This window comes from Paenibacillus sp. XY044, from assembly GCF_002257645.1.
GTDB lineage: Bacteria > Bacillota > Bacilli > Paenibacillales > Paenibacillaceae > Paenibacillus_AQ.
In genome coordinates this window covers 1,561,643-1,586,680 of record NZ_NQMO01000001.1, presented here as the reverse complement: position 1 = coordinate 1,586,680, position 25,038 = coordinate 1,561,643, and the positions used below count along the sequence as shown (strand labels likewise).

Genomic DNA, 25,038 nt, shown 5'->3' with positions numbered 1-25,038 from the left:
GCGCTTGCCCATGAAACTTGCGCTCACCTCTCACCATCCATTCTGTACGCCTCTTTCTGAAACCCGCCCCATTTCCGGTAAAATTGCTCCCTGGCCACCTGAATGCCAGGTCGGAACTGAATGAGCGCGGAGGCACGCACGCTGCGGACATGCTGCATGGCTCCTAACACTTCGCGTTCGTGGTGCTGATCGAGCACGCCTTCGTCACTGCAAATCGTGACGGCCGCGAGGCGTCCTTGAGCCATGGCCACCAACGCGCTCTCGATTCCCGTAATATTTCCGGCTACGTACAGACCCTCGACCGGAGTCCGCATCTGCTCATCGTGAACCGGAATATGGCCACCCAGCTCTTCCGCATATACAAACGGGCACCCGGCCACCGAAGCTAGTTCGGCCAAAGGGTATAGCCCTCCGGCAAGAGCGACGAAATCAACAAGCTCCTCCCGCTGGCTACCCGGGATGATGGCACCCTTATCGTTGACATCCGCTAGCGTTACCGATTGTACCTGGTTGCGACCGTTAATGGAGACGGCGACGGTTCGCAAACGCAGGGGAATATCCCATATCTTGATGCCGCTCCTTGGAATGAACCTCGATACGAAACCTGTCAGACCCAGCGCGTTCGCAGCTTTTCCTCCAATCCTCATCAAAGGCGACGGCGCCAAATGGGCCAATCCCATCAGTTCCTGCAAACTCTCTTTCGGCGAAGCTTCTTTGCCGGATATCGGCCCCATCCCGGGCAGGACGATGCCTGCGATCGAAACCCCGCTCACCGACAGTTCACGGGAGATCGCCATGGCAAGCACATTCACGCCTATGATCAAGCCGCGGCGTCCCGGTTTGACGTAGTGGACGTTGGCCATCACTTGCGCGGCGCCGATCGACATGACACCCGGCAGCGTCCACCCTGGAAGGGGATGAGGAATTTCAGCGCTGCCTGTGGCGAGCAGAACATTCCTGGCCTGCAAGGATCCTTCGGAGGTCCTTAAGATCCAATGACGGCCGCTTCGCAGTAAACTGTGAACAGATGCCCCGCATCGGATCTCCACCCCTAAAGAGGAACACCGGTCGAGAAGCTGCCCGGCTACCTGCCTTCCGACCCACCAGTGTCCTTTCTCTTCATGAAACTGGCCTAACATACGTCCACCCGGTTCAGGGAATTCGTCCACCACGGCAACGCGGAGATGGTGGCTGGCAGCTTCCACTGCTGCCGACAATCCTGCCGGGCCGGCACCGACGATCAACAGATCATATGGGGTCGCTGGGATCATGGAAGCCTCCTCCCCGTAATCTCGTTCGGAAGCCGCTCCCCTTCCGAGATGCACATTCCCGCTTCCAGCGGAGTCAGGCAGGCTCTCACCGAACCTTTGCCCTTCACGTTCAGACGGCACTCCATACAATGGCCGATGGAGCAGTACAGACCTCGGGGGCTTCCGGATTCCTCGTGCCGGCGCAGCGTTCTTATGCCCAAGGCGAGCAGCGCAGCCGCAATCGGCTCGCCTTTCAGTCCGGCCAATTTCTCGCCGTTAAATGTAAAATCCACAGGTTCCCTCTCGGACTTCCTCGGTCCCAAGATCGGATGATTTTCGATTCTATCCATTAGAATTCTCCCTTTGCCAACTGCCCGAACGTGACGGGACGGATCGGCGGACGGTAAGACAGCTGCTCCGCATCCCGGGGAGACTGCGGGTTCTTCATATTGACCCAGGCATCGAGCAGTTGTCTGCATACCCTGCCCTGGCAGGCTCCCATCGTCGCTCTCGTCTTCATCTTAATCTGTCTGGCTGAACAGCAGCCCGTTTGGTAGGCTTCCTCCAATTGTTGCAAGGTCACTTCTTCACAACGGCAAACGATCAGGTTTGATGAATTCATGGCCGGCCTCCTACCAATACCGGATGGCGCAGGTTTTCAGCTCGGTATAAAAATCAAGAGCCGCTTGACCCTGTTCACGCGAATGCGAACTGGACAGCTTCATGCCGCCGAACGGGGATTGATACTCCACGCCCGCCGTTTCCTGGTTGACGCGGACCATTCCCGCCTGAGCCTCATCCAGGAAACGATGCGCATAAGACAAATTCCGGGTAAACAACGAAGCGCTGAGTCCGTACAGTGATTGATTGCACAGGCTGATCGCTTCGTCGAAATCGGCAGCCTTCAAGATTGCGGTTACCGGTCCGAAAATTTCTTCCTGAATCAATGGATGGTTCGGATCAACGCCCGCAGCTGCGATCGGCGGGATATAATATCCTTCTTCGTTCGCCTCGGCGGAGCGGCCTTCGGCTACGATTTCAGCCTGCTCCCGCGCAAGCTTCACGTAGGACATCACCGTTTCATACTGGCCTGCGGAAGCGACAGGACCAAGATAAGCCGACGGATCCATCGACCGAGCCATCTTGATTCCGTCGATGGCTTTCTTCAACGCTTCAACAAAAGCGTCATAAATTCCGGTTTCGACGATAATCCGGCTGGTTGCCGTGCATTTCTGACCGGCCGAGCGATAGGCGCCGCTAACAATCATGGGAACCGTCTTCTCCAAGTCGGCGTCATTCATGATCACGGCGGCATTTTTTCCGCCCATTTCGGTCTGATACTTGATGTTCCGTTTCGCACAAATTTGGGCAATGCGGGTGCCTGTCGCCGTTGAGCCGGTAAAGCTTACAGCGTCAAGGGAAACCTGCTCCAGAAGGGCGTCACCGATCTTGCTTCCTTTGCCGACTACCAGGTTCAGGACGCCAGGCGGAAGACCTGCTTTCTCAAAAACTTCGCTCAGCAGGGTGGCGGTCAATGAGGCGTTCTCTGCCGGTTTCCAAATCACCGTATTGCCGCAAATGAGTGCAGGCGCGATTTTCCATAACGGAATCGCCACCGGAAAATTCCAAGGCGTAATGATGCCTACCACGCCTAAAGGAATCTTCTTCGTATGCTGGAGCACGTTCGGCTCGCTTGCGGGAATAATCACTCCGTTCGAGCGGACACCTTCCGCGGCGTAATACCGAAGCAGGTTGACTCCCCGGGAGACTTCGCCTTGCATTTCGGTTATCGGCTTTCCCATTTCCATGCTGGCGAGGCGGGCGACATCCGCGGAAGCGGACTCGAGCGCAGCCGCCATACGATACAAATGCTCACCCCGAGCGGCACCGGTCAAGCGGGACCATGAACCATAAGCGCTTCGCGCAGCCTGCTCCGCTTGAATGATATGCGCTGCATCCGACAAATGAAGCACCCCGATCTCCTCATGGATGTTGGACGGGTTCTTCACGGCCAGCTCATCCGACGCGGGGGTGATCCACTCACCGCCAATCCAATTTCGGCTGTGTACCATTCGCAAACCTCCTCTTTCAATCCATCCTTATGAACTCTTCGCTTCACCAGCAGATTGATGACGATTGACGGCGTGCTCAAATGCTTTTTGAATCGCTTCGTATTCAGCTTCTGGGAGCGGGAGACGTGGAGGGCGGGTTGGACCGACCGGGAATCCGGCGAGCTCCATCATATACTTGATCGACTGCACTAACTGGGGACTCGCATCATAATGGAAAAGCGGCAGAAGACGGCGATATAGCGCGGTCGCTTCCTGTACTTTTCCTTGTCTGGCCAGGTTGAACAGTTCCACGCCTTCCTTCGGCAGCGCGTTCGGCACCCCGGAAATCCAGCCCACCGCTCCCATCAACGGACCCTCCATGGCTAAATCATCGACGCCGATCAGCACATCCAAATCGGTATATTCGAGGATGTCATGCACCCTGCGGATGTCGCCCGAAAACTCTTTCACCGCCACGAGATGCTCCAGTCTCGAAAGCCTGGCGAGCAGCTGCGGCGTCAAATCAACCTTATAATCATGCGGATTATTGTAGGCGATCATCGGAAGGCCGACTTCGTTCAACGCTTCATAATGCGCAATGACCTCATCTTCCAGCGGACGGTACTGGATCGGCGGCAGCGCCATAACGCCTGCAGCGCCCGAATCCTTGGCATGCCGGACCCATTCGGCGGCTTGCTTAGTAGAGGGCGCGGCCGAACCGACGACAACCGGTACGCGTCCCGCCGCGGATTCGATGACGGTTTGAACGACCTTGGCCCGTTCCTCATTCGTCAACGTGGCATATTCGCCAAGCGATCCTGCCGGAACCAGTCCGTTGACGCCCTGCATGATGAGCCAGTCGCACAGCTCGGCGAGCCGCTTGTAATCCACCTCAAATTCGGTTGTAAATGGAGTGATGATCGCAACGTAAACCCCTTCAAATTTTGGCATATCCAGTTATCTCCCCTCATGATTCATGTCGTTGATTGTGACGCTAATACAGAACGAATCCATCACTTAATGGATCGTCCGGATCCAATAAGAAATTCATGAAGCCAAGCACGTAGGCGGTTCCCGACAGCTGAGGAATGACGGCTTTCCAGCCGGATACCAGGCTATCCCCGGCGATACTTCCTACCGCGCGTACTCCGCTGATCCCCTCATAAACGACCTGCTGTCCGGGTTCGAGCAAGCCGCGGGAGCTGACAACCGCCAAATGAGCGCATACTCCCGCACCACCCGGTGACCGGTCCAGCTGCTCTCCTGCAAATACGCATGCGCTGCGGAAGGTCAGCCGATCAGGCTCACGCTCATCCCGCTGATAAAAGAACACGCCATGAATGCCGGAAATCCAATCCAGCTGCGGATGCTGGAGTTCAAGCCGGCTTTCGGCTTCGCTGCGGATCATTCCTGCCCATTCTCTAAGCTGATGGGGCTCCAAGGAAGCCGCCCCAAGCCTGCTCATATCCACCACGGCATAAAATTCCCCACTGAATGCGACGTCGATCCAGATTTGCCTACCCTGGAACGTGATGGGAAGCTGCTCCGCAAGCACATAACTGGGTATATTCCGGAACGACACCGACCGAACCTCGTCTCCCTCCATATCAGCGGTCACCCGGACGGTTCCCGCCAGGCAATCGATCAGAATAGCATTGGCCGCATCGGACGGGGAGATCTGCCCCGTCGCGGCCCAAGCCGTGACCGCGGCGATGATTCCGTGTCCGCTGACGGATGCAAGACCTTGCTGGTTCAGAAACAGCAAACCGAATCGCGCTTCCGGCGTCACCGGCGCTGTGACGATGGCTCCGGTCTGCGCATAATGACCGCGCGGCTCCGACATCAGCAGCTTCCTTGCGTCATCAACATGCCGCTGGAAAAATAAAGCCTTGGCGCGCATTGTAGAGCCGGGCAATTCCGGCAGGCCGCCCGTGATGATCCGCAGCGGCTGTCCGCAGGAATGCACATCGATCGCCGCATACCATTTTTTCATTTCCATATTGCTGGCCCCCCGTCGTTGTGATGATCAGAGCAGGAAGAAACCCGATTTCAGTTCATCCCTTTCCTGAAGAACGAACTGGTGAAAGCCCATCACCCAAGCCGATCCGGAAATCTGCGGAATCACGGCCGGCAGATGGCCGACAGTCGTATCTTCCAGAACGCGGGCGCGGAACATCGAACCCACGATGCTCTCATGAACAAATTCCTCTCCGATTTCCAGTTCTCCCTTTGCACGCAGCACGGCCACCTTGGCGGATGTGCCCGTTCCGCAGGGGGAGCGGTCAATCCCACCGGGAGGAACGACGACCGTATTCCGGCAGTGGGCCACTGGAGATACCGGATCACTGTAGAACTCGATATGGGTCAATCCGCGGATGACGGGAATTTCGGGATGTACGATTTCAAACCTGTGATTCACCGCGTCGCGGATTCGAACGGCGGTGCGGACGATCTCCGAAGCCCGCTGAGGAACCAGCGGCAATTGCAGCGAGCGAGCATCGACGAGCCCGTAAAAATTGCCTCCGTACGCAAGATCCAATGAGACCTCGCCAAGCTCGCCGACTTGCACCCGGACATCCTGCTTATAGAGGAAAGACGGAATATTCGTAAAGGTGACCTGTTTGACCTTCCCCTTCTCGATCGTAAGCCTGGCTTCCACAAGTCCGGCCGGCGTATCGAGCCGGATGACGTCCTTGCTTGCCGGATAATATCCCGCCTCAATCAGCGCCGTGCACAACCCGATTGTGTCGTGTCCGCACATCGGCAAATACCCGCCGGTTTCGATAAACACGACACCGATGTCCGCCTTCTTATCGCATGGAGAAGTCAAAACACAGCCGGACATAACCTCATGCCCCCGTGGTTCGAACATCAGGGCTTGGCGGAAATCGTCATGATGCTCGGACATGTATACCATTTTCTCGGTCATCGTCTTTCCAAACAGCTCAGGAGCACCGGACAGGACGGTTCGGGTCGGATTGCCCCCGGTATGCGTGTCAATCGTTGTTACCATCTTGGACCATCTCATCGAATCACCTCCTGGAGGTACGACTCGTTGCGGAAACGATCATATCGAAGACGGTCCACTGGAATGCAGGTCTCCGCCCCGCCCAGCATTTCGCTGATCACTTTCCCGGTAACGGCGGCCAGGCTGATCCCGTCCCCTTCATGCCCCGCCGCCACATAGAACCCTGGGACTTCGTCGATTTGAGAAACGATCGGCAGATGATCCACGGTCCACGGCCGCAGGCCCGCATAAGTTCTCAGGAGCGGGATCTGCTCCAGCACGGGGAAGAAGCGAATGGCTCTCTCCGCAATCAGGCCGATGACCTCCTGATCGACGCGGCTGTCCATCCCGACGAATTGGCGGCTGGAGCCGATCAGGAAATTTTGCGAAGCGGTAGGTTCGAAGACGAGCGCAATGCCGTATTGATCGAACTTGGGGTCCACGCTGCGGGTACCGCCGAATTTGCTGATCAAATAACCGAACTCCATCACCTTTCGTTTCCCGATGTTCGCCCACCGGGAAGCGACAAGAATGTGGCCTTTGCGGGGTTCGATCGGAATATCGATGCCCACCATCTGCCCGATATGCTTCGCCCAAACCCCGGCCGCATTAATGACGATATTCGTGCGGATTCTTCCCTCCGAGGTTTCGACGGAACGTACTTTTCTTCCCTCGTCAAGCTGAATGCCGGTGACGGACGTGTGGGTTCGTAGCCTTGCCCCATAGCGCCGTGCCGTAGAGGCAAGAGCGTAGGTCAGCAGCACCGGGTTGACCGTTGAATCCGTCGCGCATTCCAATCCGCCCAGCAGATCTTCGGCCATGCAAGGCCACTCGTCCCTCAAATCCTTCTGATCTAGCATGCGGAAAGGAAGGCCGGCTTCACGCTGGCGTGCAACCCAGGATTCGGCAGCGATCATCTCTTCGTCCGTCTCGCAGACCAGAATGCTTCCGGGAGCCCGGTATTCGAACTCCTCATCGAGTTCCCGTACCCATTCCTGGACCAGTTCCTGCGATTTCAGCGACATCTGGCTGTCGAAGCCGGGATCCTTGTCAATGGCGAGGATATTGCCGTCGCATTTGGATGAGGTGCCGCCAGCGATTTCCCCGCGCTCCACGACGAGAACGTCCATGCCGGCTTTCGCGGTATAATAGGCAATGGACATGCCGATGATCCCTCCCCCGATGATGACGACTTCTGCGGTTTCATCACGCATGGATGCAATCACTTCTTTCGTTTTATAGGACGATCAGCTCTTTGTTTGATTTCGTCAGCACTTCGATCCCGGTGTCCGTCACGAGAATGTCATCCTCAATGCGGACGCCTCCAAAGTCAGGCAAATAGATGCCTGGTTCCACCGTCAGGATCATGCCGGGTTCCAGCCGCTCCTCCGTCTTCTGGGAAAAGTTCATCAGCTCATGGATCTCCAGGCCGAATGCATGGCCGAGACCGTGCCCGAAATACTCGCCGTATCCATAACCTGCTATGCAGTCTCTGGCCAGAGAGTCTCCTTCCTTCCCTGTAATCCCAGGCTTTAATCCTTCCAAGGTCGTTCGATTGGCTTCAAGGACGATCCGGTAAATCTCTTGATGCCGCTTTGTCGGTTCACCGATAAAAACCGTCCTCGTCAGATCGGAACAGTACCCCTCGTAGTTCGCGCCGAAATCGAGCGTTACGAATTCGTCCCTTCCCAGCAGCTTCGGGCTGGCCAGTCCATGCGGCAGCGCCGAGCGTACGCCGGAGGCTACGATCGTCGGGTACGCGGACGAGACGGCGCCGTTCTTGCGCATGAAGTATTCAAGCTCCGTGGCGACGTCCCTTTCGGATACGCCCGGCTTCATAAAGCCAAGGATATGCTCGAAGGCCATGTCCGTGATTTCGATCGCCTTCCGAATGTGCTCCTGCTCCCGCTCATCTTTGATTCCACGCAGCTTTTCGACGATGTTTTGCGTCGGGATGAGTTCAAAGTCCCGAAAGGCTTCGACATAGGTTTGAAATGACGCGTGAGTGAGATGATTTTGCTCAAAGCCGAGCTTCCGTACCCCTGCAGCGCTCAGCTTCTCCCGGATCATTTCGAGCGGCTGGCCTGTATGCTGTTGCACCTGATATTCTTTGGCCTGCTCCGTTGCTTGGCGGGTATAACGAAAATCGGTGACCAGCCAAGCCTGTTCCTTCGTAATAGCGACAAAGCCGGCCGTACCCGTAAATCCGGTCACATATCTACGGTTATACGGGCTGGATATCAATAGTCCGTCGATACCCTGACGATCAAATTCTTCACGTACCTTGTTGAGACGCTGTGCTTCCATAGTAGGTTCACGCTCCTTTTTTTGTCATCGCAGCCGTAAAGGATGTTTGTGGTTTCCTGTTAATCAATCTAATGTAACTACATTCAACCTTGTTGAATGGCGGCTGTGCAGAAATCCGAAAGTTCTTCTTCATCCCTTCATGCCGGTCAGCGTAATCCCTTCGATAAAATACCGCTGCCCGATGAAAAACACGATAATGACCGGCAGGATGACCACGGTGGACGCCGCCATGAGCAGATGCCACTGCGCGCTGTGAAGCGACTGGAACATTTGCAGCCCTAACGCGAGCGTAAACTTGCTTTCTTCGTTCAAATAAACGAGAGGTCCCATGAAATCGTTCCACGAGTTCATGAAAGAGAATAGCCCGATGACAATCAGTGGCGGTTTGGATAAAGGAATGATGATCCGGCAAAAAATCGTTAATGGACCGGCACCATCCACGTAAGCCGCTTCATCGAGATCTCTTGGAATGCTGGCATAGAACTGCCGCAGCAGAAAGATGTCGAAGGCGGAACCGAACCAAACCGGCAATATCAAAGGCACATAGGTATTAATCAGGTCGGCAAGCCTCCACCCGATAAACGTAGGGATAAGCGTTACCGCTCCGGGCAGCATCATGCTGGCGAGCAGCAATCCGAAGAAAAACTTCTTCCCCGGCCAGTCAAGCCTCGCGTAGCTGTATGCCCCTAACGAACTGCTGATGAGGGCTCCGAGCAAACAGCTGGCGGTGATAGTCAGCGTATTCCGGAAGAATCGGAGAAAATCGATGGTCGTCAGCGCCTCCGCATAGTTTTGAAACTTGAACGGCGAGGGGATCCATTTGGGCGGCATCTCGAAGATCTGCATGGACGACATCATGGAGCTGCGTACTAACCAGAACAACGGCAGCAAACAGAAAACACTCCCCAGGATGAGAATGGCGTATACGATGATCTGCGAGAACCGGCGGCTTTTCCTCATGGGCGCTACACCTCACTTTCATAAAATACCCAGGACTTGGATGTACGGAAAAAGATCGCCGTGACGATCAGGATGATAATAAAGAGAATCCATGCGATGGCAGAAGCCTGCCCCATTTCGCCAAACTGAAAAGCTTGACGGTAGATGTAGTAGTTATAGAACAAGCTGGCGTTGTTCGGTCCTCCCTGCGTCATAATCAAAGCTTCCGTGAACACTTGGAAAGCCCCGATGGACCCCATGATCAAGTTGAAGAAAATGATCGGCGTCATCATCGGAATGGTGATATGACGGAACTTCCGAACCGCACCTGCGCCGTCCACGATCGCGGCTTCGTACAAGGATCTCGGCACACCCTGAAGGCCTGCCAAAAAAATGATGATCGTGCTTCCCATCCCCCAAAGGCTCATGATGACGATGGAAGGAACCACCGTGTTTTCGGAGTACAGCCAATTTAAGGTGGGCAGATTCAGCGCTTCCAGGAAGCTGTTGAACAGCCCCAGATCCGGGCTGAACAGCCAGATCCAGATCATCGAGGACGCGACGGCCGGCACGATCGCCGGCAAATAGAAGATCGTGCGGAACACCGATTTGCCGCGGATAAATTCCATGTTCAGCAGGAAGGCAGCGATAAAAGAGACGATCAGTCCGAGCGGAACGCGAAGAATGACATATTTAAAGGTCACCCACAGCGAATTGTAAAAATAGGGATCCGTTCCGTCGAAGAGACGCTTATAATTCGTAAACCCGATGAATTTGGGCGTATTCACGATCCGGTAATCCGTAAAGCTGAGCAATAGGCTGGTGAGCATGGGCAGGATGACGAACAGCATGATCCCAAAGATGCTGGGCAGGGCGAAGAGTATGCCCGCCACAGCGATACGGCGTTTGTGCAGCATCAGAATCCCTCCTTTCTGGATCGGTTCATTCGGTCAGGGGTTATTTGCCGTAATAGCCTTCAATCAGCGGCTGTACTTTGGGCTCCACTTCTTTCAGTGCGTCTTCCGCCGATTTTTTGCCGGTCCAGACCAAGTCAAGGGCAGGAGTTACCAGCGCATTGATTTTATCCAGGTTCTTCACTTCAAAGCCCGGGGTCCGGATGCCGTTTTCAATCGTCTGTTTCATGTAAGCATCTGTGTATCCCTCCGGGTGAGCTTTGTTCCCTGACGCCCATTTATTGATGAGGTCCGGATTCGTATACCACTCTTTCTTGAGCGGCATCCATAAGCCGCCTTCGATCAGCGGCAGAACCGACTCGGGGTCCGCCATGTACTTATACAGCATCCATGCCTCTTTCGGATGCTTGGTAGATTTGAAGATGACCGTCGGCGCGCCGTCCAGCAGCGTGTTGCTTTTCATCAATTTGGGCAGGACACCGACGCCAAGATTGAAGTCCTGTTCCGCAAAAGCCTGGAGCGCCCAGTTGCCGGATACGGTCATGGCGACCTTTTTGGTCTGGAGTGCCATGTCGGGCAGACTCTTGGTCTGCAGCGGCGTTGGCGACACGTGGTGCACATACATTAAGTCCGCCAGCTTTTGAATCGCGTCTGTCGCCTCCGGCTGTGCCAGCCCGAATCCCTTTCCGTCTTCCGTCAAGAAATTACCGCCGTTCGAGACGACCGCCGCCATCATGTTGTATGGATCGTACTGGAGGCCAAACTGCTTGATCTTATTCGGATTAAAATTGGGATCGAGCGCATTTCTTCCCTGATCGTCGAGGGTCAGCTTCTTTGCGTACTCTATGAACGTATCCCAGTCCCATGCCTTATCTGCCTGCGTGGGAGGAAGCTCGACACCCGCTTCAAGGAGCATATCCTTGTTATACATGAGGCCATAGCCTTCGACGGCCGTACTCATGCCGATCGTGTTGCCCGGTTCGATTTCATACCATACTTGATCCAGGTAGTCTTCCTTCTTGAATTCCTTGTCTTCCTCAATCAGCGGCGCGAGGTTCAGCAGCTTTCCGTCTTTCCCCCAGCTTAATGCCGCGCCGGACGACAAATAACCGAGGTCAGGTGCGACATTGCCTGCAACCATCGTTGTCAGCTTGGTCAAATAGTCGGCAGGAATGTGCATGGGCTCCACTTGAATACCGGTCTTCTGTTCAAAACTTTTGAGCGCATCCGTGACCGTTTTCTTTTCGATCGTGTCTCCCCAGAAGGCAAACTTTAAGGTGACTTTTTCTTCTCCACCGCCCCCCTCCTTGCTGCCACCTTCACTTTGGGCTGTTCCTCCGCTGCCCGAACAACCTGAGAGGGATACGGTTACGGCCAACAAAGCGGGTAAAGCGATCCCAGTGAGAAATTTGGAAATTCTCATTCTTTTACCCTCCAATCACATAGAATTGATGTTTGTAAATTCATTGTAAAAAAGTGGAGGTTCAAAAAAAATTCGAACATTTTTGGAATGGTGGACAATTTTTATAAGTTGTTCATATCGGTAATTTAATGATGACGGTCGTTCCCTTGCCTTCCTCCGAGTTTACGGTCACGCCATAGGCTTCACCGTAAATGAGTTTGATTCGTTGATCGACGTTGCGGATCCCGATGGAGGTGCTCTCCTCTCCGGCCAAACCTGCCAATTTGTGGCGCGGAATGCCGATTCCGTTATCCTCTACCATAAAGACCCGCCCATCTCCCGTAAGCCGCCCCCGTATGGCAATCCTTCCACCGCTGTGCAGGCGGGCGAACCCATGAACGATCGCGTTCTCGACAAAGGGCTGCAGGAACAGTTTCGGGACTTTGAATGAATACAGTTCAGGTGAGATATCATAGGTCACCGTAAATTTGCCTTCAAAGCGCTGCTCGGTAATCGAAAAATAATGCTTCAACCAATTTAGGTCGTCCTCCAGATCGCCAATGTCCTGGTTGCTTGAGGAAGTATACTGCAGCATGGAAGACAGGCTGACGATCATGGCGCTCAAATCGTTTTGCTCGTTTTCGAGTGCCGTCCAATTCATGATGTTGAGCGTGTTATACAAAAAATGAGGATTCAGCTGAATGTTCAGGGACATAATTTGGGTTTCCTTTTCCCTCAGCTTCACTTTATAGTTCTCTTCGATCAGGTTGTTGATTTTTACGTTCATTTGATTGTACTTGTGGATGAGCAGCCCCATCTCGTTATAGGATTTGACCGGAATTCGGGTATCGAATTCCCCTTCTCCCGTTTTTTTGATCGCTTGCAGCAGCTGTTGAATAGGCTTGGTGATGGAATTGGCCAGGAAAAACGCCAAGAGAAGCGAGACCAGCAGAAGGATCAGCGTCAAATAGAACGTATACGATTTCACCTCCGGTAAAAAGGCGCTGCCCAGCGTTTCCGGCGAGATCGTGACACCGGAAATCCAGCCGGTCACATCGGAAGTATCGAAACAAACGATAAGCGGCTTACCGTTTCTCGTGATCGTGAGGGTGCCGCTTTTCATCTCCGCCATTCTTTTCAACGAGGCTTCATCAAGCGTGGAATCCTCCTCCCGTGAATCGGCCACCCGCTGACCGTCCCGGCTCATGATAAAAAAAGAAGCCCCGGTGGATGGGAGCACGCTGGCGAAACGGGAACGGTAATAATCGGGCTGATAGGTGATCACCAGCACGGGAGCCTCGGCTTTGCCCTGCAGCTCGATCACCTCGCCGTTATTGATCTGAAACAATTTCAACAGGCGCACCCCGGCCAGAAGCTGAACGTTCTCGGAGGGCGTGGGAGAACCGGCGTCCCGATTAAACATGTCGCCAAACGAAAATGTCGGGACCCAGGCCATTCCCCCGTCCGCTTGTACCGCAGCCTGATACAGTGCCGTTTGGTTAAACCCTTCGTAAGGGATAAAGGTCGTAGCACCTGTCGGTCCAATGTCTGAATAACTGGTGATTAAATGGATCGAGTACATATGCTTCAAGTCTGGAAAATATGTATTTAAGGCCCGGCTCACCCTTTTCTCCATGGTGATCATTTGGTATTCGTCCTTCGGATCGGCGGTGAGGTATTGTTCATACAGGACCTGCTCGGCGATCAAGGCAAGGCTGCTGTCTTCGATCCTGGCAAGCTCAGCGTCCATGATTTCGTTATTCTGCTTCACGATGGAGTACAGGTTCTGTTTGGCGAAATCGGAAATGAACCCGCTGCTCGACACAAAATATTTGTAGCTTAGAATGGTTAGAGGAATCGTGACGATGAGGGCATAGGACAACAGCAGTTTGGTTCGATAGCTCAAATCCTGAAATCGCGGCATCATTCGGCGGCTTCTCAATGAACATCCCTTCCTTATAAGCGGGTAGCGGATAAATGACGGTATTCGTCCGGACTTGTGCCGTACTCCTTCCGAAACAGACGTATAAAATATTTCACGTCTCTGTAGCCTACGTTCTCGGCCACTTGGTAAACTTTCTGGGAGGTTTGCAGCAGCTGGCTGGCCGCCGCCCTCATTCGAATGTGGGTGATGTATTGGTGGATGGTCATGCGGGTGTAATTTTTAAACAGAATGCAAAAATATGAAGGGTTAAAATGAAATTTCAACGCCAGCGTGCTTAGGGACAAATCCTCTTCGCCATAGTGCGTTTCAATATAGGCCTTGCAGCTGTCAACCACGAACTCGCCTTTGCACTGCCTGCGTTTGTCCATGTGATCCGCCAATTCGATGATCCACTGGAAAGCTGTCTCCTGTAATTCTTCCATGCGGCTGCAGTGCATCAGTGCTCCTTCAATGGCAGTATTAGGTATAAGCGAAAAGCCTTTTTCCGTTAAAATTGATATTACATGGTGAATCGAGGCGGCAACGGAATACTTCAGCTTGGAGGGATCGGGATACCCTTGGGCCACTGTACGATCCAGTTCGGTCTTCAGACACGCATGAATGTCATCCTTTTTGCCGGAAAGTAACGCCTTGGCCAGTTTGCCTGCATCAACGTGGATGATCGCGGCCGGGGCGACCGGGTTTATTGGTTCGGACTTGTACAGTTTCCCTGACCCTTCGTAAAATAAGCTTTGAAGCGCAAATCGCGCCTGCTGATAAGACGACTGTGCCCCCTGCTTCCACTCCGTAAAGTACTTACCTAAGCTAAATGTTAATTCCTTGTCATGCTCTTTTCGAAAATGATCCATCAGCTCCTGCAGTTTAGCTTCAAGCGCGCAGGTGACGTCAAATGAGGCATCGGCGCTAAGGATCATGACCGTCAACCATTTGTCCGTCTCGTAAAATGCATGAGCAAGTCCGGCTTCTTCCATGATATGAGCAAGCTTGCGCTTAAGCAGGGACAGCAACAGCTTCCGTTCCGCACCGACTGCATGAATCACAGCGCCCAGCGAGATTCCGCGTCTCCAACCTGGAAAGGAACTTTGCAGCAAAGTGATATCCTCTTCGGCAGGACTTCCCTCCAGCAATTCGGATAAAGCGGATTCTATGGTTGCCTTACGCAGCGCACCCGCTTTGTGTTCGGCTTTCTGAAGGAGCGGCGTAACTTTCTGCGCCTCCACCGGCTTGAGCAGGTAATCGCTTGCCCCGAGCTGCAGCGCGCGCTGCGCATAGGCGAAATCCGAATAGGCGCTTAAAATGACGACACTTTCGCTTCCCCCGCGGCGGGTTAAACGCTCCACAAATTCGAGGCCGTCCATGATCGGCATCTGGATATCGGTGAATACCAAATCGATCGGATGCATCTCCATGCTTTCGAGCGCCTCCGCACCATCCCTGGCATTAAAGATGTGATATTCCGGCCTCAGATTTTGCAGCATCCGCGACAACCCTTGTCTGTGCTTCGGTTCGTCGTCAACGACTAAGACGTTCAACATATCCAATCCCCCCTGCGTATGAATGGTACAAAAAATGCCCATCCGGGTTTCAAGTAAATTGAAGGTTTTGGGGTTTCCAACCGTTTACAAGAATCCTGTATGAGCATAAGACAAGCTGAACGGAATCATCTACCCGAGATTCGACTGTTAGACGGGCTCAAGCTTTGGAATCCGAACAGAAAACCGACAAGTATTTTACTTCATCCGTGACGGGCGTATACTTATGATTTTCCAAGGAATCGAAATACAGACTGTCACCGGCATGCAGCGTATACGCTTCCTGGCCGACATAATAAATCATGGTGCCTTCGAGCACGTAAATGAATTCCTGACCGACATGGGACACCGTCCGCTTCTCCGTCTTTCCTTTCTTAGCCACAAAATAAAAGGGTTGCATCAGTTTCTCGGGCCGCTCTGCCGCAATGGCCGAAAACGAATATCCTTTCTCCGACGTTACCATCTTATCCATGGCCCCGGTCATCGTTGTATACACCGTCCCGTTTTGATCACTGTCGTCTAGCAAAATGGAAATTTTGGTTCCAAGTGCTTCCGCGATTTTAATGAGCGTGCCGATCGGCGGAACCGTTTTTCCGTTTTCGATCTTGGACAGCAGGCTTTTGGTAAAGCCGCAAGCATGGGCAATATCGTCCAGGGTCCGGTTTTGGTCCTTGCGAATTTTTCGGATTTTACTCCCCAGTTCCATGACATTGATCTCCTAAATAGAATGTAGTTCAACCAAGTTTAATAAAATGAAACAATATTTAACTGCTGTTGTCAATATAAAATTTACCAATAGGTGCAGGCATGTTTACCGTATGCGGAGGGACGGAAAACCACCAATTACAGCAAAAAACAGGGATTATCCTTTTAGGAAACTCCCTGTTCTTTATATTTAATCATATTAACGATTAATGTTATGAAACGTAAATGATTTCTGTTCACGGCATAAAATATTTCACTGTTCAGCATCGTGGTAGGGCATGAACGCTAATTCCAGAAATACTTCAACTCCTTGTATCCGAGATCCCATAATCTCGCATCTCCCTCAATGATGATCGTAAGTTCATTCGCTTTTTCAAGTGGAATTTCGTACGTTTCTGCAACCCTCTCTTGATAGGTCGGTGCTTCTGTGTACAGAATCTGCCGCCCATCGACCAAAATCGACAACGTTCCTTCCAGCTTCGCATCATGACCAGTTACTCCATACTTGAAGTAGAGAATGATATCTTTACCGCTTAGATTAGAAGTGTAAGCTGCTGCAGTTTGCTCTTTGAAACTGAAAACATTGTAATGAGGAACCACCTGTTCGCTGCTCAACTCAAAAGGATACGGTGTTGTGGCTTGAACAGCATTTCCACTGCTGTCCTTCAGTTCGTTGATCGAAATAAATGTTCCTTCTTTTTTTGTGAAAGCCATTTCTATAACTTCGCAGCAGCCCCATACAGCGGCAAATAAGAACACTGCGGAAAAACCGGCAATCACAAGCTGTTTCTTCATGGTCTTTGCGTTTGATCCTAATTTGTAAGCAGCGTATCCGATGGTAGCACCTATGGAGTTTTGAACCGCGTCGTTGATATCACCGCTGCCTAGAAAAGTGAGCATCTGCACCGTTTCGACCACCATAATGGACAAAAAGAACAGAATAATAAATCGAACATAACGCATGGGAAACAACATCGGAATCAAAAAGCCGAAAGGAATAAATGCAGCAAAGTTGCCAAAACCAAACAGAGCCATCAAGGAAAAACGAAACAAATCAGGCACAGCCGGTACATGAAAGAAATCAATGGGCGTAAAAATAAATTCATACTCCGTAATCCGCTGCGATGCCTCGATTCTGCCAAACGCAAAAAACATAAAATACAAAATGAGGAAAGTATACAAGATGGTAATGATCAGGATGACCTTGCGTTTCTTTGCCATAAGTTGTGCTCCCTATTGCGAAGTGAGTGGATATCTGATGCAAGTTTATCCCAAGATTCATACTTCTCCTAGGGTTCTTCCTTACATCAAACTTACAAGGCTGTCATGCAAGGGAATCATGGGACGCAACCAAAAGAGCATCAGGTGAACCAGCGCACCCAATGCCCTTCTAACTCTACTTATTTGCTGAACATGACCTAGGATCAGCAGCTGTTGGTAGGTACGATGATCTGAAGTGGCCATGAGTTCCCCAAGCGGCTGTTTGCTAGTTTTGCCTAGGCTTGCAAAGCTTTTGTTATTAGCTCTTTGAGCGCTGTCTGAGAACCGATCAGCCGATGTAAATCGTCAGTCGTTTTCTCCATCGTTCCTTCTGCAATGGTGTTATAGATCATGGCCGTCGTTTGAGCTAAAGATTCCGACATGCCTGCCTGAATAAGCATGGACTTCTCTTCGTCGAAGGAAACCTTTTGATGAATGACGCGCTTACCTGAAACCTCGGAGAGAACTTCGGCCAAATCATCGAAACTCCATGGACGATTAGAAACCAGGTTATATTCCTTGTATTCGTGTCCTTCCTCGGTCAGTACCGTCGCGGCAGCAAGTGCCAGATCGCTGCGGCTAACCGCATTCACGCTCCCTGTGCCAGAGTTGGTGACGATCGCCCCGCGTTTTACATTTTCTTGAAGGAAGGAATTAATAAAAAACTCTGTATACCCGCCATTTCGCAAAAAGGTATACGGAATACGGGTCGCACGAATCGCAAATTCGGTAGCCATATGGACGAGAGCAAACGGATTCTCCTCGGCAAAGGCGAAGCTGGTGTAGGCAATATGCCTGATACCCGCATCTCTGGCGGCTTTGATTACATTGGCATGTTGAACGATCCGCAGCGGATCATCGGGTTCCGGACTGGATACAAACAGCAGCTTGGCCCCGCCTTCAAAGGCCGCGAGAAGCGTATCCGGAACGTTATAATCTCCATGGCGAACTTCCACCCCTGCATCCGTTAGTGAAACAGTCTTATCCGTATTCCGAACGACCGCAATCATATGACGTCCCGGAACCTTCTTCAGTAAATGATGTATAACGAGCCCACCTAGTTTTCCCGTAGCTCCCGTGATAACCAGCTTCATCAAATGTTCTTCCTTTCAGAAAGGTATTGTAAGCGAGGAAACATTCCGATCCCTTATGCGATCATCCTACCACAATTAAATGGTAATAAAAGGTTATAATTGAACTTTCCTCGCGCTCATTGATGAAGGTTTTACGCCAACATACTGGAGTTCTACTGCTGATGATCAAGTCTAGCCATGCTTCACAATGTTTTCCGAGGTGCGGAATGCCAAAGCTATTATCGTCAGCACCGGGTTTACACCGCCGTTCGTGACATGCACGGATCCATCGCTCACCCACAAGTTGTCGTAACCGTGTACGCGTCCCGTCGGATCGGTGACGGAGGTCGCGGGATCATTTCCCATCCGGAGCGTCCCTGCCTGATGCTGTCCTGCGCTGAGCCCGCCTCCCGGAGTCGTTCGCCAAACCCGGCGCGCACCCGCGGCCCAGAGCCACTTCTCCGCTTGTTCGCCCAGCATCGCCGCCGCGCGCAGCGATTCCGGATGGGCACTGCCCGAGAGCTGAGCGACAGGTATACCGAAACGATCCTTGACCGTCCGTGAGAGCCGCACTCTCGATTCCGCCGTCGGGATTTCCTGAATCGGCCCCTGGATCTGGCTGGTGCGCAAATAACTGTCACGCATCGTTTCTTTACCCGCAAGCCCCCACCTCGGCGCATCCGGGGCAAGTGCCCTGTACCAATGGACCAGGGGAAGCCGGGTGAACTCGTTGGCGAGGAGTCCGCCCCCGATAACGCCGCCGCCATTATCATGGGCGAAACGAAGCGTGGCGATGCTCACACCTGGACCGAGACCGTCTTGAATCGGGTCGTCCATAAGGCCGTATGCTCCCGAGTAGACATGGCCTTGCAGATTTCTGCCGACTTGGCCGGACCGGTTGCCGATCCCATCCGGCTCCGCATCGGTTGCCGAGTTCAGCAGCAGACGCGCACTTTCGATCGCGCCGGCAGCAACGACGACATGGCCGGCTGGCACAAGCCGGCGCCGGGTCGTCCCGCCTGCTTCCTGCACAAGCCGAACCCCGGTGGCCCGTTTGCCGCCTTCGGTTTCAATCCGCTCCACCATCGTATCGCAGATGATATCGCAGTTACCGGTTGCGGTGGCCCGCACGAGCATCGTGTTATGGCCCCCGTTTTTGCTATTGGTTGGACAAGCGAAGCCTACGCATTGGCCGCACTGTCCGCATGCCGGCCTGCCGTCCCGCTTCACCGAGTTGATCAGCAGCGGGACCGATCCGGCTTCCCACCCCAGACTGGCTGCCGCTTGCGCCAGTCGCCGTGCCTCCGTCGTCAAGGGCATAGCCGGCATCGGATAAGGGCGGCTTCGCTTCGCATGCCCGGTATGGGCGATCCCGTCACCAGATACGCCCACCTCCCATTCGGCCCGCACATAATAAGGCTCCAGATCCTCATACGTGATCGGCCAGTCGCTAAGGGAACTACCGTCCGGGATGCCGTAGTGACTCGCCATTCGGAAATCTTCCGGATGGAACCGCCACGCCTGGGCGCCGTACACCCGCGTACCGCCGCCGACCGTCATGGCGTTGTTATGGTAATCTCCTTCATACGGGGCAGTGATTCGCTCCTCCCCAGCATCCGCAAGAAACGTCCGCGGGCTGCCTTCCAGATCCGGCCCGGTGTTATGGCCGTATTTGCTCAACCGGTGGTTACGCAGATGATCACTGCCTACCTGGTCATACCGAAGCCAATGGCCGCGTTCGACGACGAGGACGCGCATGCCGGACTCAGCCAGCATCGCCGCCGCTACCGATCCGCCCGCCCCTGCTCCAATAACGACGGCATCGTAGCGGTCATGGAGCTGATCCAGCGTTCGCAGTGGCAAATCGGTTTCAACGGCCCGTCCCTGTTCGCCGGAAACCGGTCCCGGCCGAAAGCCGATCATTTCCCATGACTTACCCTCGCGATTCCCGCCGGATTCAGGATTTCCATAGTAACCTTCAATGACCAGCTCCAGCAATGCGTTAAAAAATGCCGGAGACGAAACAGGCCAATCGCGGACGCACCCATGCTGGACATCCAGCAGCAATTCATCCTGCTGATCGTTGGCCAGCTTTGAAAATGATGAATTATATCGCGACGAAACCTCCGTCTCGAGGGCCCGGAGGCCGGGTTCGATCAGCACATTCCAGGTTACGGGATCCTCACTAGCCCTCCGATCCATATAAATCAGCGCACCTCCGGCCGCTGCAGACGGCCACTCATTTTCCGGGATGAATCGATTAGAAACCGCTTCCAATACGGGGTACCATTCGTCTAATTTAGACGTTTGCTCATTCCGCTTCAATTTGCTTCCACCTTTCTTGGATCCTCGCGCCTTGATTTTTCATTCACTTTAGTAGAGACTACGCCTAATAAGAAAGCGAATATGCCGTTTCAACGTGACCAGTTTCATTTTCATCCTATGAACTGCTTTTATTATTCTTTTTCTTCTTCCCTAAACCCTGCTTGTGTACGGTCCTTTCCGGAAAAGTCCCAAATCATCCATTAATGATTTTGATTTGACTATATCCAAGTTAAATCATATATTTAATTATATTTAATTCGTAAGTACGTAAGTTTAAGTAAGCAGCAAATTTTGTACAGTGAAAAGGAGAGAAATCGTATATGAGCAATGTCCAATCCATCGTCAATGAAATCTCGCCGGAGGTGCAGGGGCAGCGAAAATCCGAATATCCGGTAAGCCCGCTGTTTCTGAACCGCTGGTCTACGCGCGCTTTTTCCAACCAAGAAGTCAGCGATCAGGACCTCTACGCCATCCTCGAAGCCGCGCACTGGGCTCCATCCTCTTATAATGATCAGCCATGGCGCTTTATTGTCGCTAAAACGGAAGAACAGCTCGGCGAATTCCATGCATTTTTAAGTGAATTCAATTTAGCCTGGGCGTCCAGTGCCCCCGTTCTCATTGTGGTCGCATCCGACAAGCTTAGAGAAAACGGCGACCCGAATGGTGCGCATGCTTTCGATGCAGGCGCTGCATGGGCTTCATTGGCGATTCAAGCAACGCTCCTCGGTCTGCACACGCATGCCATCGGCGGTTTTGACCGCAATAAAGCCCGTGAAATATTGAATGTACCGGATCAAATCGAGCTTCACGCCGTCATTGCCCTCGGTTATCTGGGCGATAAATCCGTACTTCCGGAAGCGATTCAGCAGCGCGAAGTGCCGAATGACCGCCGTACGCTGAACGAGCTTGTTTTTGAAGGAAAATATGAGTAAGACACTCTTTCGCAGCAAAGTATTTAATACAATTAAAAAGCTGGCCGATTCTGGCCAGCTTTTTGTTGTGCTGCACATGGTCCCGTAAAAAAAACAACCCCTCGGAGAACCAAGAGGTTGCTTTCTATCTTCCAATTAAGCCTTGACGGCGATCACTTCGATTTCCACCAGTCCGCCCTTCGGGAGCTTGGCTACCTGGACCGCGCTGCGTGCCGGATAAGGTTCTGCAAAGAATGTGGCGTACACATCATTGACCTTCTGAAAATCATTCATGTCCTGCAAAAATACCGTCGTTTTAATCACATCGTTCATGGTGAAGCCCGCCGACTCCAGAATCGCTTTCACGTTGAGGAGTGATCGCCGTGTCTGCTCCTCAACGGATGCAGGAAACACCCCTGTCGTGTCCATTCCAATCTGTCCGGATGTGATCAGCATATTACCGATTTGAACCGCCTGGGAGTAAGGTCCGATGGCTCCTGGAGCTTCGGTGGTTGCGATGGTTTGTCTCTCTTGTGATGTCATGGTTTCTCTCTCCTTGTCGCGCTTGAAGCACGTTTATATATTTATGGGAATTGCAAATACCTGGTCAGCTAAAACCTGTATTTTGCAAGTACCTGAATGGGAATGAAAGTTATCGTTAATTCGTATGGGCTGCCTTCGCCGCGGTCGTCGTCGAATTCAATTCTTCTTCTGCATTTGGACCGTCATATTCTTGCAGCATTTCTTTTTGCTGTTCCGGCGTCAGCTTGGCGATCCCGAAACCGGTGAAGCCCCAGATCATGGCGAAAATAATGCCTGTCCAGCACAGCATGGCCCATGGCAAATAGGATAATGTTGCAACACCCAACGTACCGGCCATGTAGGCTCCTGCTGCGGTCCATGGCAGAATAGGCTCTGTAATCGCCGCGGAGTCTTCGACCGTCCGCCCGAGATTTTTCGGATGCAGTCCACGGCGGATGTATGCTTCACGCAGCATTTCGCCCGGCATCAGGATGGACACCTGACCGTTGCTTGTGACACCGATCATCGTTAATCCGGTCACGATCGTCGCGACGATCATGGACCCTGTCGAGCGTACATGCTTCAGAATTCGATTCACGATCAGCTCAAGCGATTTCGTGAGCGATATCGTGCCGGCAAACGTAATCGCACTGAAACAGATGAGCAGCGTCCCCATCATAGAGTTCATCCCGCCCCGGTTCAGAAGCTTCGGTACATCCGGGATGACTGCAGCTGGATCAAAACCTTGCACGTGAACCATCGCGATGTCGAATCCGTTCAATACGGAGCTTACGACATCATGCAATGTGAAACCTTGGAATATCAGGGCATTTGCCATCGCAAAGGCTGAAGACAGCAGCATGACCGGCAGCGTTGGTTTTTTGCGGATCGAACCGTACAACACAATGAGTATCGGAACGACGAGCAGCAAATTCCAGTGGTAAATCGTGCCCAGCGTATCCATAATGGTCCCTACTTTTTCGGGGACAGCTACGCCGGAAGCATGCGTGTTCAAACCCGTTATGACATACACAATTCCGGCCACGATAAATGATGGCAGGGTCGTATACAGCAAATGTCCGATATGCTCATACAGGTTCACGCCAGTGGACAGGGCGGCGATATTCGTCGTATCCGACAGCGGCGACAGCTTGTCGCCGAAATAGGCACCGGCAACCACCGCACCGGCTACGGCTGCCAGATTCGCATCCAAACCAGCGCCCACGCCCATAAACGCGACCCCGATCGTGCCTGCCGATCCCCAGGACGTACCGGTACAGACCGAAACGACCGACGTCACCAAAAAGGCGGTAATGAGCAAAAATTGCGGGTTGATAATTTTAAGCCCGTAATAAATCATCATCGGAATCGTACCGCCCACCATCCATGCCCCGATCATCAATCCTACAGTAATCAGGATCAGTATGGCCGGCATCGTTTTGGCAATTTTTTGGGCGATGGAATTCAAAATATCGTTGTAACTATGCCCCAGCTTAACCGCAATGATTCCCGCGACAACCGTTGAGGCAATAATGAGCGGTTCAGGCGGCAGCTCGAACATGACATATCCCAAGCACAGCAGCACCACCATCGTTATGATCGGAAGTAATGCCAAAAACAGCGTCGGTTCTTTGATTTGTTTCCCCTTCGTTTGCTCTGTCATCGATGTATTCCCCCTGGGATAAATGAATTGTGAACTACTTCTTGTGCATAGGATAGTGATCTGCCATACGCTGAAGAGCATTCCTAAGAAGAGACCTTGGAGCGGCGACGTTCAGCCGGATATAACCTTCACCATTGGCTCCGAAGGAGGTTCCGTAGCTGACACTAACCCTGCTCTTGTTTTGAATCCACTCCACTAAATCGCTTTCAACCTTGCCGCAGGCGGTGCAGTCCACCCACAATAAATAGGTACCTTCAGGTTGAATGATTTTGAGCTCAGGCATATGCGTTTTTATAAAATCCATCGTATAGGCGATATTGTCCGTGATATAAGCGCGTAGCTCATCCAGCCATTCATCGCAAGCCGTATATGCCACTTCCAGAGCGGGTACGGCTAAAAAGGTCGGATTATGAATCCCTGCCTGCTGCAGCCCATCCTTAAAGCGTTCCCGCAGCTGGTCGTTAGGAATGATGATGTTGGCGATTTCCAGACTTGCGAGATTGAACGTTTTTCCCGGGGAAGTGCAAATGATCGAACGGTCTGCCACTTGATCCGACAGCTTGGCGATCACGGTATGCTCGTGCCCCTGATGGATGAAATCCGCATGAATGTCGTCGGATACGATCAGCGCATCGTATTGGATGCACAGCTCGCTGATCCGCTCCAGCTCATGGATCGTCCAGACCCTTCCGGTTGGATTATGCGGGGAGACGAGCATGACCATCTTCACGCCCTCCCTCATTTGCTCTTCCATATCTGCAAAATCGATTTCATACCGTCCGTTCACAAGCTCCAGCGGACTTTCAACCAGCCGTCTGCCATTGATCGCAACCGCTTTCGCGACGGGTTGATAAGCAGGTGTATGGATGAGAATGCGGTCACCCTTCTCCGTCAGGTTCTGAATCAATACAGAGACGGCTTGTACGATACGAGGGCAGAATACGATCCACTCTTGCGGCACCTGCCAATCATAGGCTTTGGACAGCCAGTCTTGTACCGCTTCGAAATATGGCGGGAACGGATCCGTGTAACCGTAAATGCCGTGTCTGGCCATTTCCGTAATCCGGTCCACCACGGCGGGCGGCGCCGGCAAATCCATGTCCGCTACCGACAGCGCGATCATGTCTTTCCCCAGGGACTGGGACATTCCGTCCCATTTGGCGCTGTTCGTGCCGTATCTGCTGATGATTTGGTCAAAGTTAAATTTCATGATGTCACCTTCCCTTGATCCT

General features: G+C 52.7%; 22 protein-coding genes. 1 reads left to right on the top strand and 21 read right to left on the bottom strand.

The genetic code is table 11. The features are described from left to right. Nucleotides 1–23: 23 nt before the first annotated feature. From CJP46_RS07255 to CJP46_RS07170, 18 genes are all read right to left on the bottom strand, one after another. A complete protein-coding gene (locus CJP46_RS07255) occupies nucleotides 24–1,271 on the bottom strand; it encodes an NAD(P)/FAD-dependent oxidoreductase (RefSeq protein ID WP_094594876.1) in 1,248 nt (415 codons plus the stop codon). Next, nucleotides 1,268–1,600: a (2Fe-2S)-binding protein gene (locus CJP46_RS07250; RefSeq protein ID WP_094594875.1), complete on the bottom strand. Its 333-nt coding sequence runs from the start codon at nucleotides 1,598–1,600 to the stop codon at nucleotides 1,268–1,270. The genes CJP46_RS07255 and CJP46_RS07250 overlap by 4 nt, the downstream gene beginning before the upstream one ends. After that, on the bottom strand, nucleotides 1,600–1,872 hold the full coding sequence (locus CJP46_RS07245; protein ID WP_094594874.1) for a (2Fe-2S)-binding protein: 273 nt from the start codon (nucleotides 1,870–1,872) through the stop codon (nucleotides 1,600–1,602). The genes CJP46_RS07250 and CJP46_RS07245 overlap by 1 nt, the downstream gene beginning before the upstream one ends. A gap of 10 nt (nucleotides 1,873–1,882) precedes the next feature. Continuing rightward, nucleotides 1,883–3,322 (bottom strand): aldehyde dehydrogenase family protein, encoded by a 1,440-nt coding sequence (locus CJP46_RS07240; protein ID WP_094594873.1) that lies wholly within the window; start codon nucleotides 3,320–3,322, stop codon nucleotides 1,883–1,885. Nucleotides 3,323–3,349: 27 nt separating this feature from the next. Continuing rightward, nucleotides 3,350–4,252: a dihydrodipicolinate synthase family protein gene (locus tag CJP46_RS07235; RefSeq protein ID WP_094594872.1), complete on the bottom strand. Its 903-nt coding sequence runs from the start codon at nucleotides 4,250–4,252 to the stop codon at nucleotides 3,350–3,352. Between the two features lie 43 nt (nucleotides 4,253–4,295). Next, nucleotides 4,296–5,300, bottom strand: coding sequence for a proline racemase family protein (locus CJP46_RS07230; protein ID WP_094594871.1), 1,005 nt, complete (start codon nucleotides 5,298–5,300; stop codon nucleotides 4,296–4,298). A gap of 27 nt (nucleotides 5,301–5,327) precedes the next feature. Continuing rightward, on the bottom strand, nucleotides 5,328–6,329 hold the full coding sequence (locus CJP46_RS07225) for a proline racemase family protein (protein ID WP_094594870.1): 1,002 nt from the start codon (nucleotides 6,327–6,329) through the stop codon (nucleotides 5,328–5,330). Then, nucleotides 6,326–7,522 (bottom strand): NAD(P)/FAD-dependent oxidoreductase, encoded by a 1,197-nt coding sequence (locus CJP46_RS07220; RefSeq protein WP_094594869.1) that lies wholly within the window; start codon nucleotides 7,520–7,522, stop codon nucleotides 6,326–6,328. Before CJP46_RS07220 ends, CJP46_RS07225 begins: the two co-directional genes overlap by 4 nt. Before the next feature lie 22 nt (nucleotides 7,523–7,544). After that, the gene (locus tag CJP46_RS07215) at nucleotides 7,545–8,615 is read right to left on the bottom strand and encodes a M24 family metallopeptidase (RefSeq protein ID WP_094594868.1); all 1,071 of its coding nucleotides are present in this window, start codon (nucleotides 8,613–8,615) and stop codon (nucleotides 7,545–7,547) included. Between the two features lie 129 nt (nucleotides 8,616–8,744). Next, a complete protein-coding gene (locus tag CJP46_RS07210; protein ID WP_094594867.1) occupies nucleotides 8,745–9,575 on the bottom strand; it encodes a carbohydrate ABC transporter permease in 831 nt (276 codons plus the stop codon). A gap of 5 nt (nucleotides 9,576–9,580) precedes the next feature. Next, nucleotides 9,581–10,471 (bottom strand): carbohydrate ABC transporter permease, encoded by an 891-nt coding sequence (locus CJP46_RS07205; protein ID WP_179281058.1) that lies wholly within the window; start codon nucleotides 10,469–10,471, stop codon nucleotides 9,581–9,583. Between the two features lie 40 nt (nucleotides 10,472–10,511). Then, nucleotides 10,512–11,891 carry an ABC transporter substrate-binding protein gene (locus CJP46_RS07200; protein ID WP_094594866.1) on the bottom strand — a complete coding sequence of 460 codons (1,380 nt, stop codon included), beginning with the start codon at nucleotides 11,889–11,891 and terminating at the stop codon, nucleotides 10,512–10,514. 112 nt (nucleotides 11,892–12,003) lie between these two features. After that, a complete protein-coding gene (locus CJP46_RS07195; RefSeq protein WP_094594865.1) occupies nucleotides 12,004–13,812 on the bottom strand; it encodes a cache domain-containing sensor histidine kinase in 1,809 nt (602 codons plus the stop codon). 14 nt (nucleotides 13,813–13,826) lie between these two features. Beyond that, nucleotides 13,827–15,350, bottom strand: a complete 1,524-nt coding sequence (locus CJP46_RS07190) for a response regulator transcription factor (RefSeq protein ID WP_179281057.1) — start codon at nucleotides 15,348–15,350, stop codon at nucleotides 13,827–13,829. A 157-nt stretch (nucleotides 15,351–15,507) separates the two neighbouring features. Next, nucleotides 15,508–16,053: a helix-turn-helix domain-containing protein gene (locus tag CJP46_RS07185; protein WP_094594863.1), complete on the bottom strand. Its 546-nt coding sequence runs from the start codon at nucleotides 16,051–16,053 to the stop codon at nucleotides 15,508–15,510. Nucleotides 16,054–16,337: 284 nt separating this feature from the next. After that, nucleotides 16,338–17,273 carry a VanZ family protein gene (locus CJP46_RS07180; RefSeq protein WP_094594862.1) on the bottom strand — a complete coding sequence of 312 codons (936 nt, stop codon included), beginning with the start codon at nucleotides 17,271–17,273 and terminating at the stop codon, nucleotides 16,338–16,340. 275 nt (nucleotides 17,274–17,548) lie between these two features. Beyond that, nucleotides 17,549–18,406: an SDR family oxidoreductase gene (locus CJP46_RS07175; RefSeq protein WP_094594861.1), complete on the bottom strand. Its 858-nt coding sequence runs from the start codon at nucleotides 18,404–18,406 to the stop codon at nucleotides 17,549–17,551. A 171-nt stretch (nucleotides 18,407–18,577) separates the two neighbouring features. Beyond that, the gene (locus CJP46_RS07170) at nucleotides 18,578–20,710 is read right to left on the bottom strand and encodes a GMC family oxidoreductase (RefSeq protein WP_256992223.1); all 2,133 of its coding nucleotides are present in this window, start codon (nucleotides 20,708–20,710) and stop codon (nucleotides 18,578–18,580) included. A 320-nt stretch (nucleotides 20,711–21,030) separates the two neighbouring features. Between CJP46_RS07170 and CJP46_RS07165 the strand changes: the two genes are divergently transcribed. Beyond that, complete coding sequence (locus CJP46_RS07165) at nucleotides 21,031–21,642, top strand: nitroreductase family protein (protein ID WP_094594860.1); 612 nt, start codon at nucleotides 21,031–21,033, stop codon at nucleotides 21,640–21,642. A gap of 135 nt (nucleotides 21,643–21,777) precedes the next feature. On the opposite strand, the gene CJP46_RS07160 is transcribed toward CJP46_RS07165, so the two are convergent. The 3 genes from CJP46_RS07160 to CJP46_RS07150 form a co-directional block, all read right to left on the bottom strand. Then, the gene (locus CJP46_RS07160; RefSeq protein WP_094594859.1) at nucleotides 21,778–22,164 is read right to left on the bottom strand and encodes a RidA family protein; all 387 of its coding nucleotides are present in this window, start codon (nucleotides 22,162–22,164) and stop codon (nucleotides 21,778–21,780) included. A gap of 115 nt (nucleotides 22,165–22,279) precedes the next feature. Continuing rightward, a complete protein-coding gene (nhaC, locus tag CJP46_RS07155) occupies nucleotides 22,280–23,806 on the bottom strand; it encodes a Na+/H+ antiporter NhaC (RefSeq protein ID WP_094594858.1) in 1,527 nt (508 codons plus the stop codon). Between the two features lie 34 nt (nucleotides 23,807–23,840). Further along, nucleotides 23,841–25,016 carry a MalY/PatB family protein gene (locus CJP46_RS07150; RefSeq protein ID WP_094594857.1) on the bottom strand — a complete coding sequence of 392 codons (1,176 nt, stop codon included), beginning with the start codon at nucleotides 25,014–25,016 and terminating at the stop codon, nucleotides 23,841–23,843. Nucleotides 25,017–25,038: the final 22 nt, after the last annotated feature.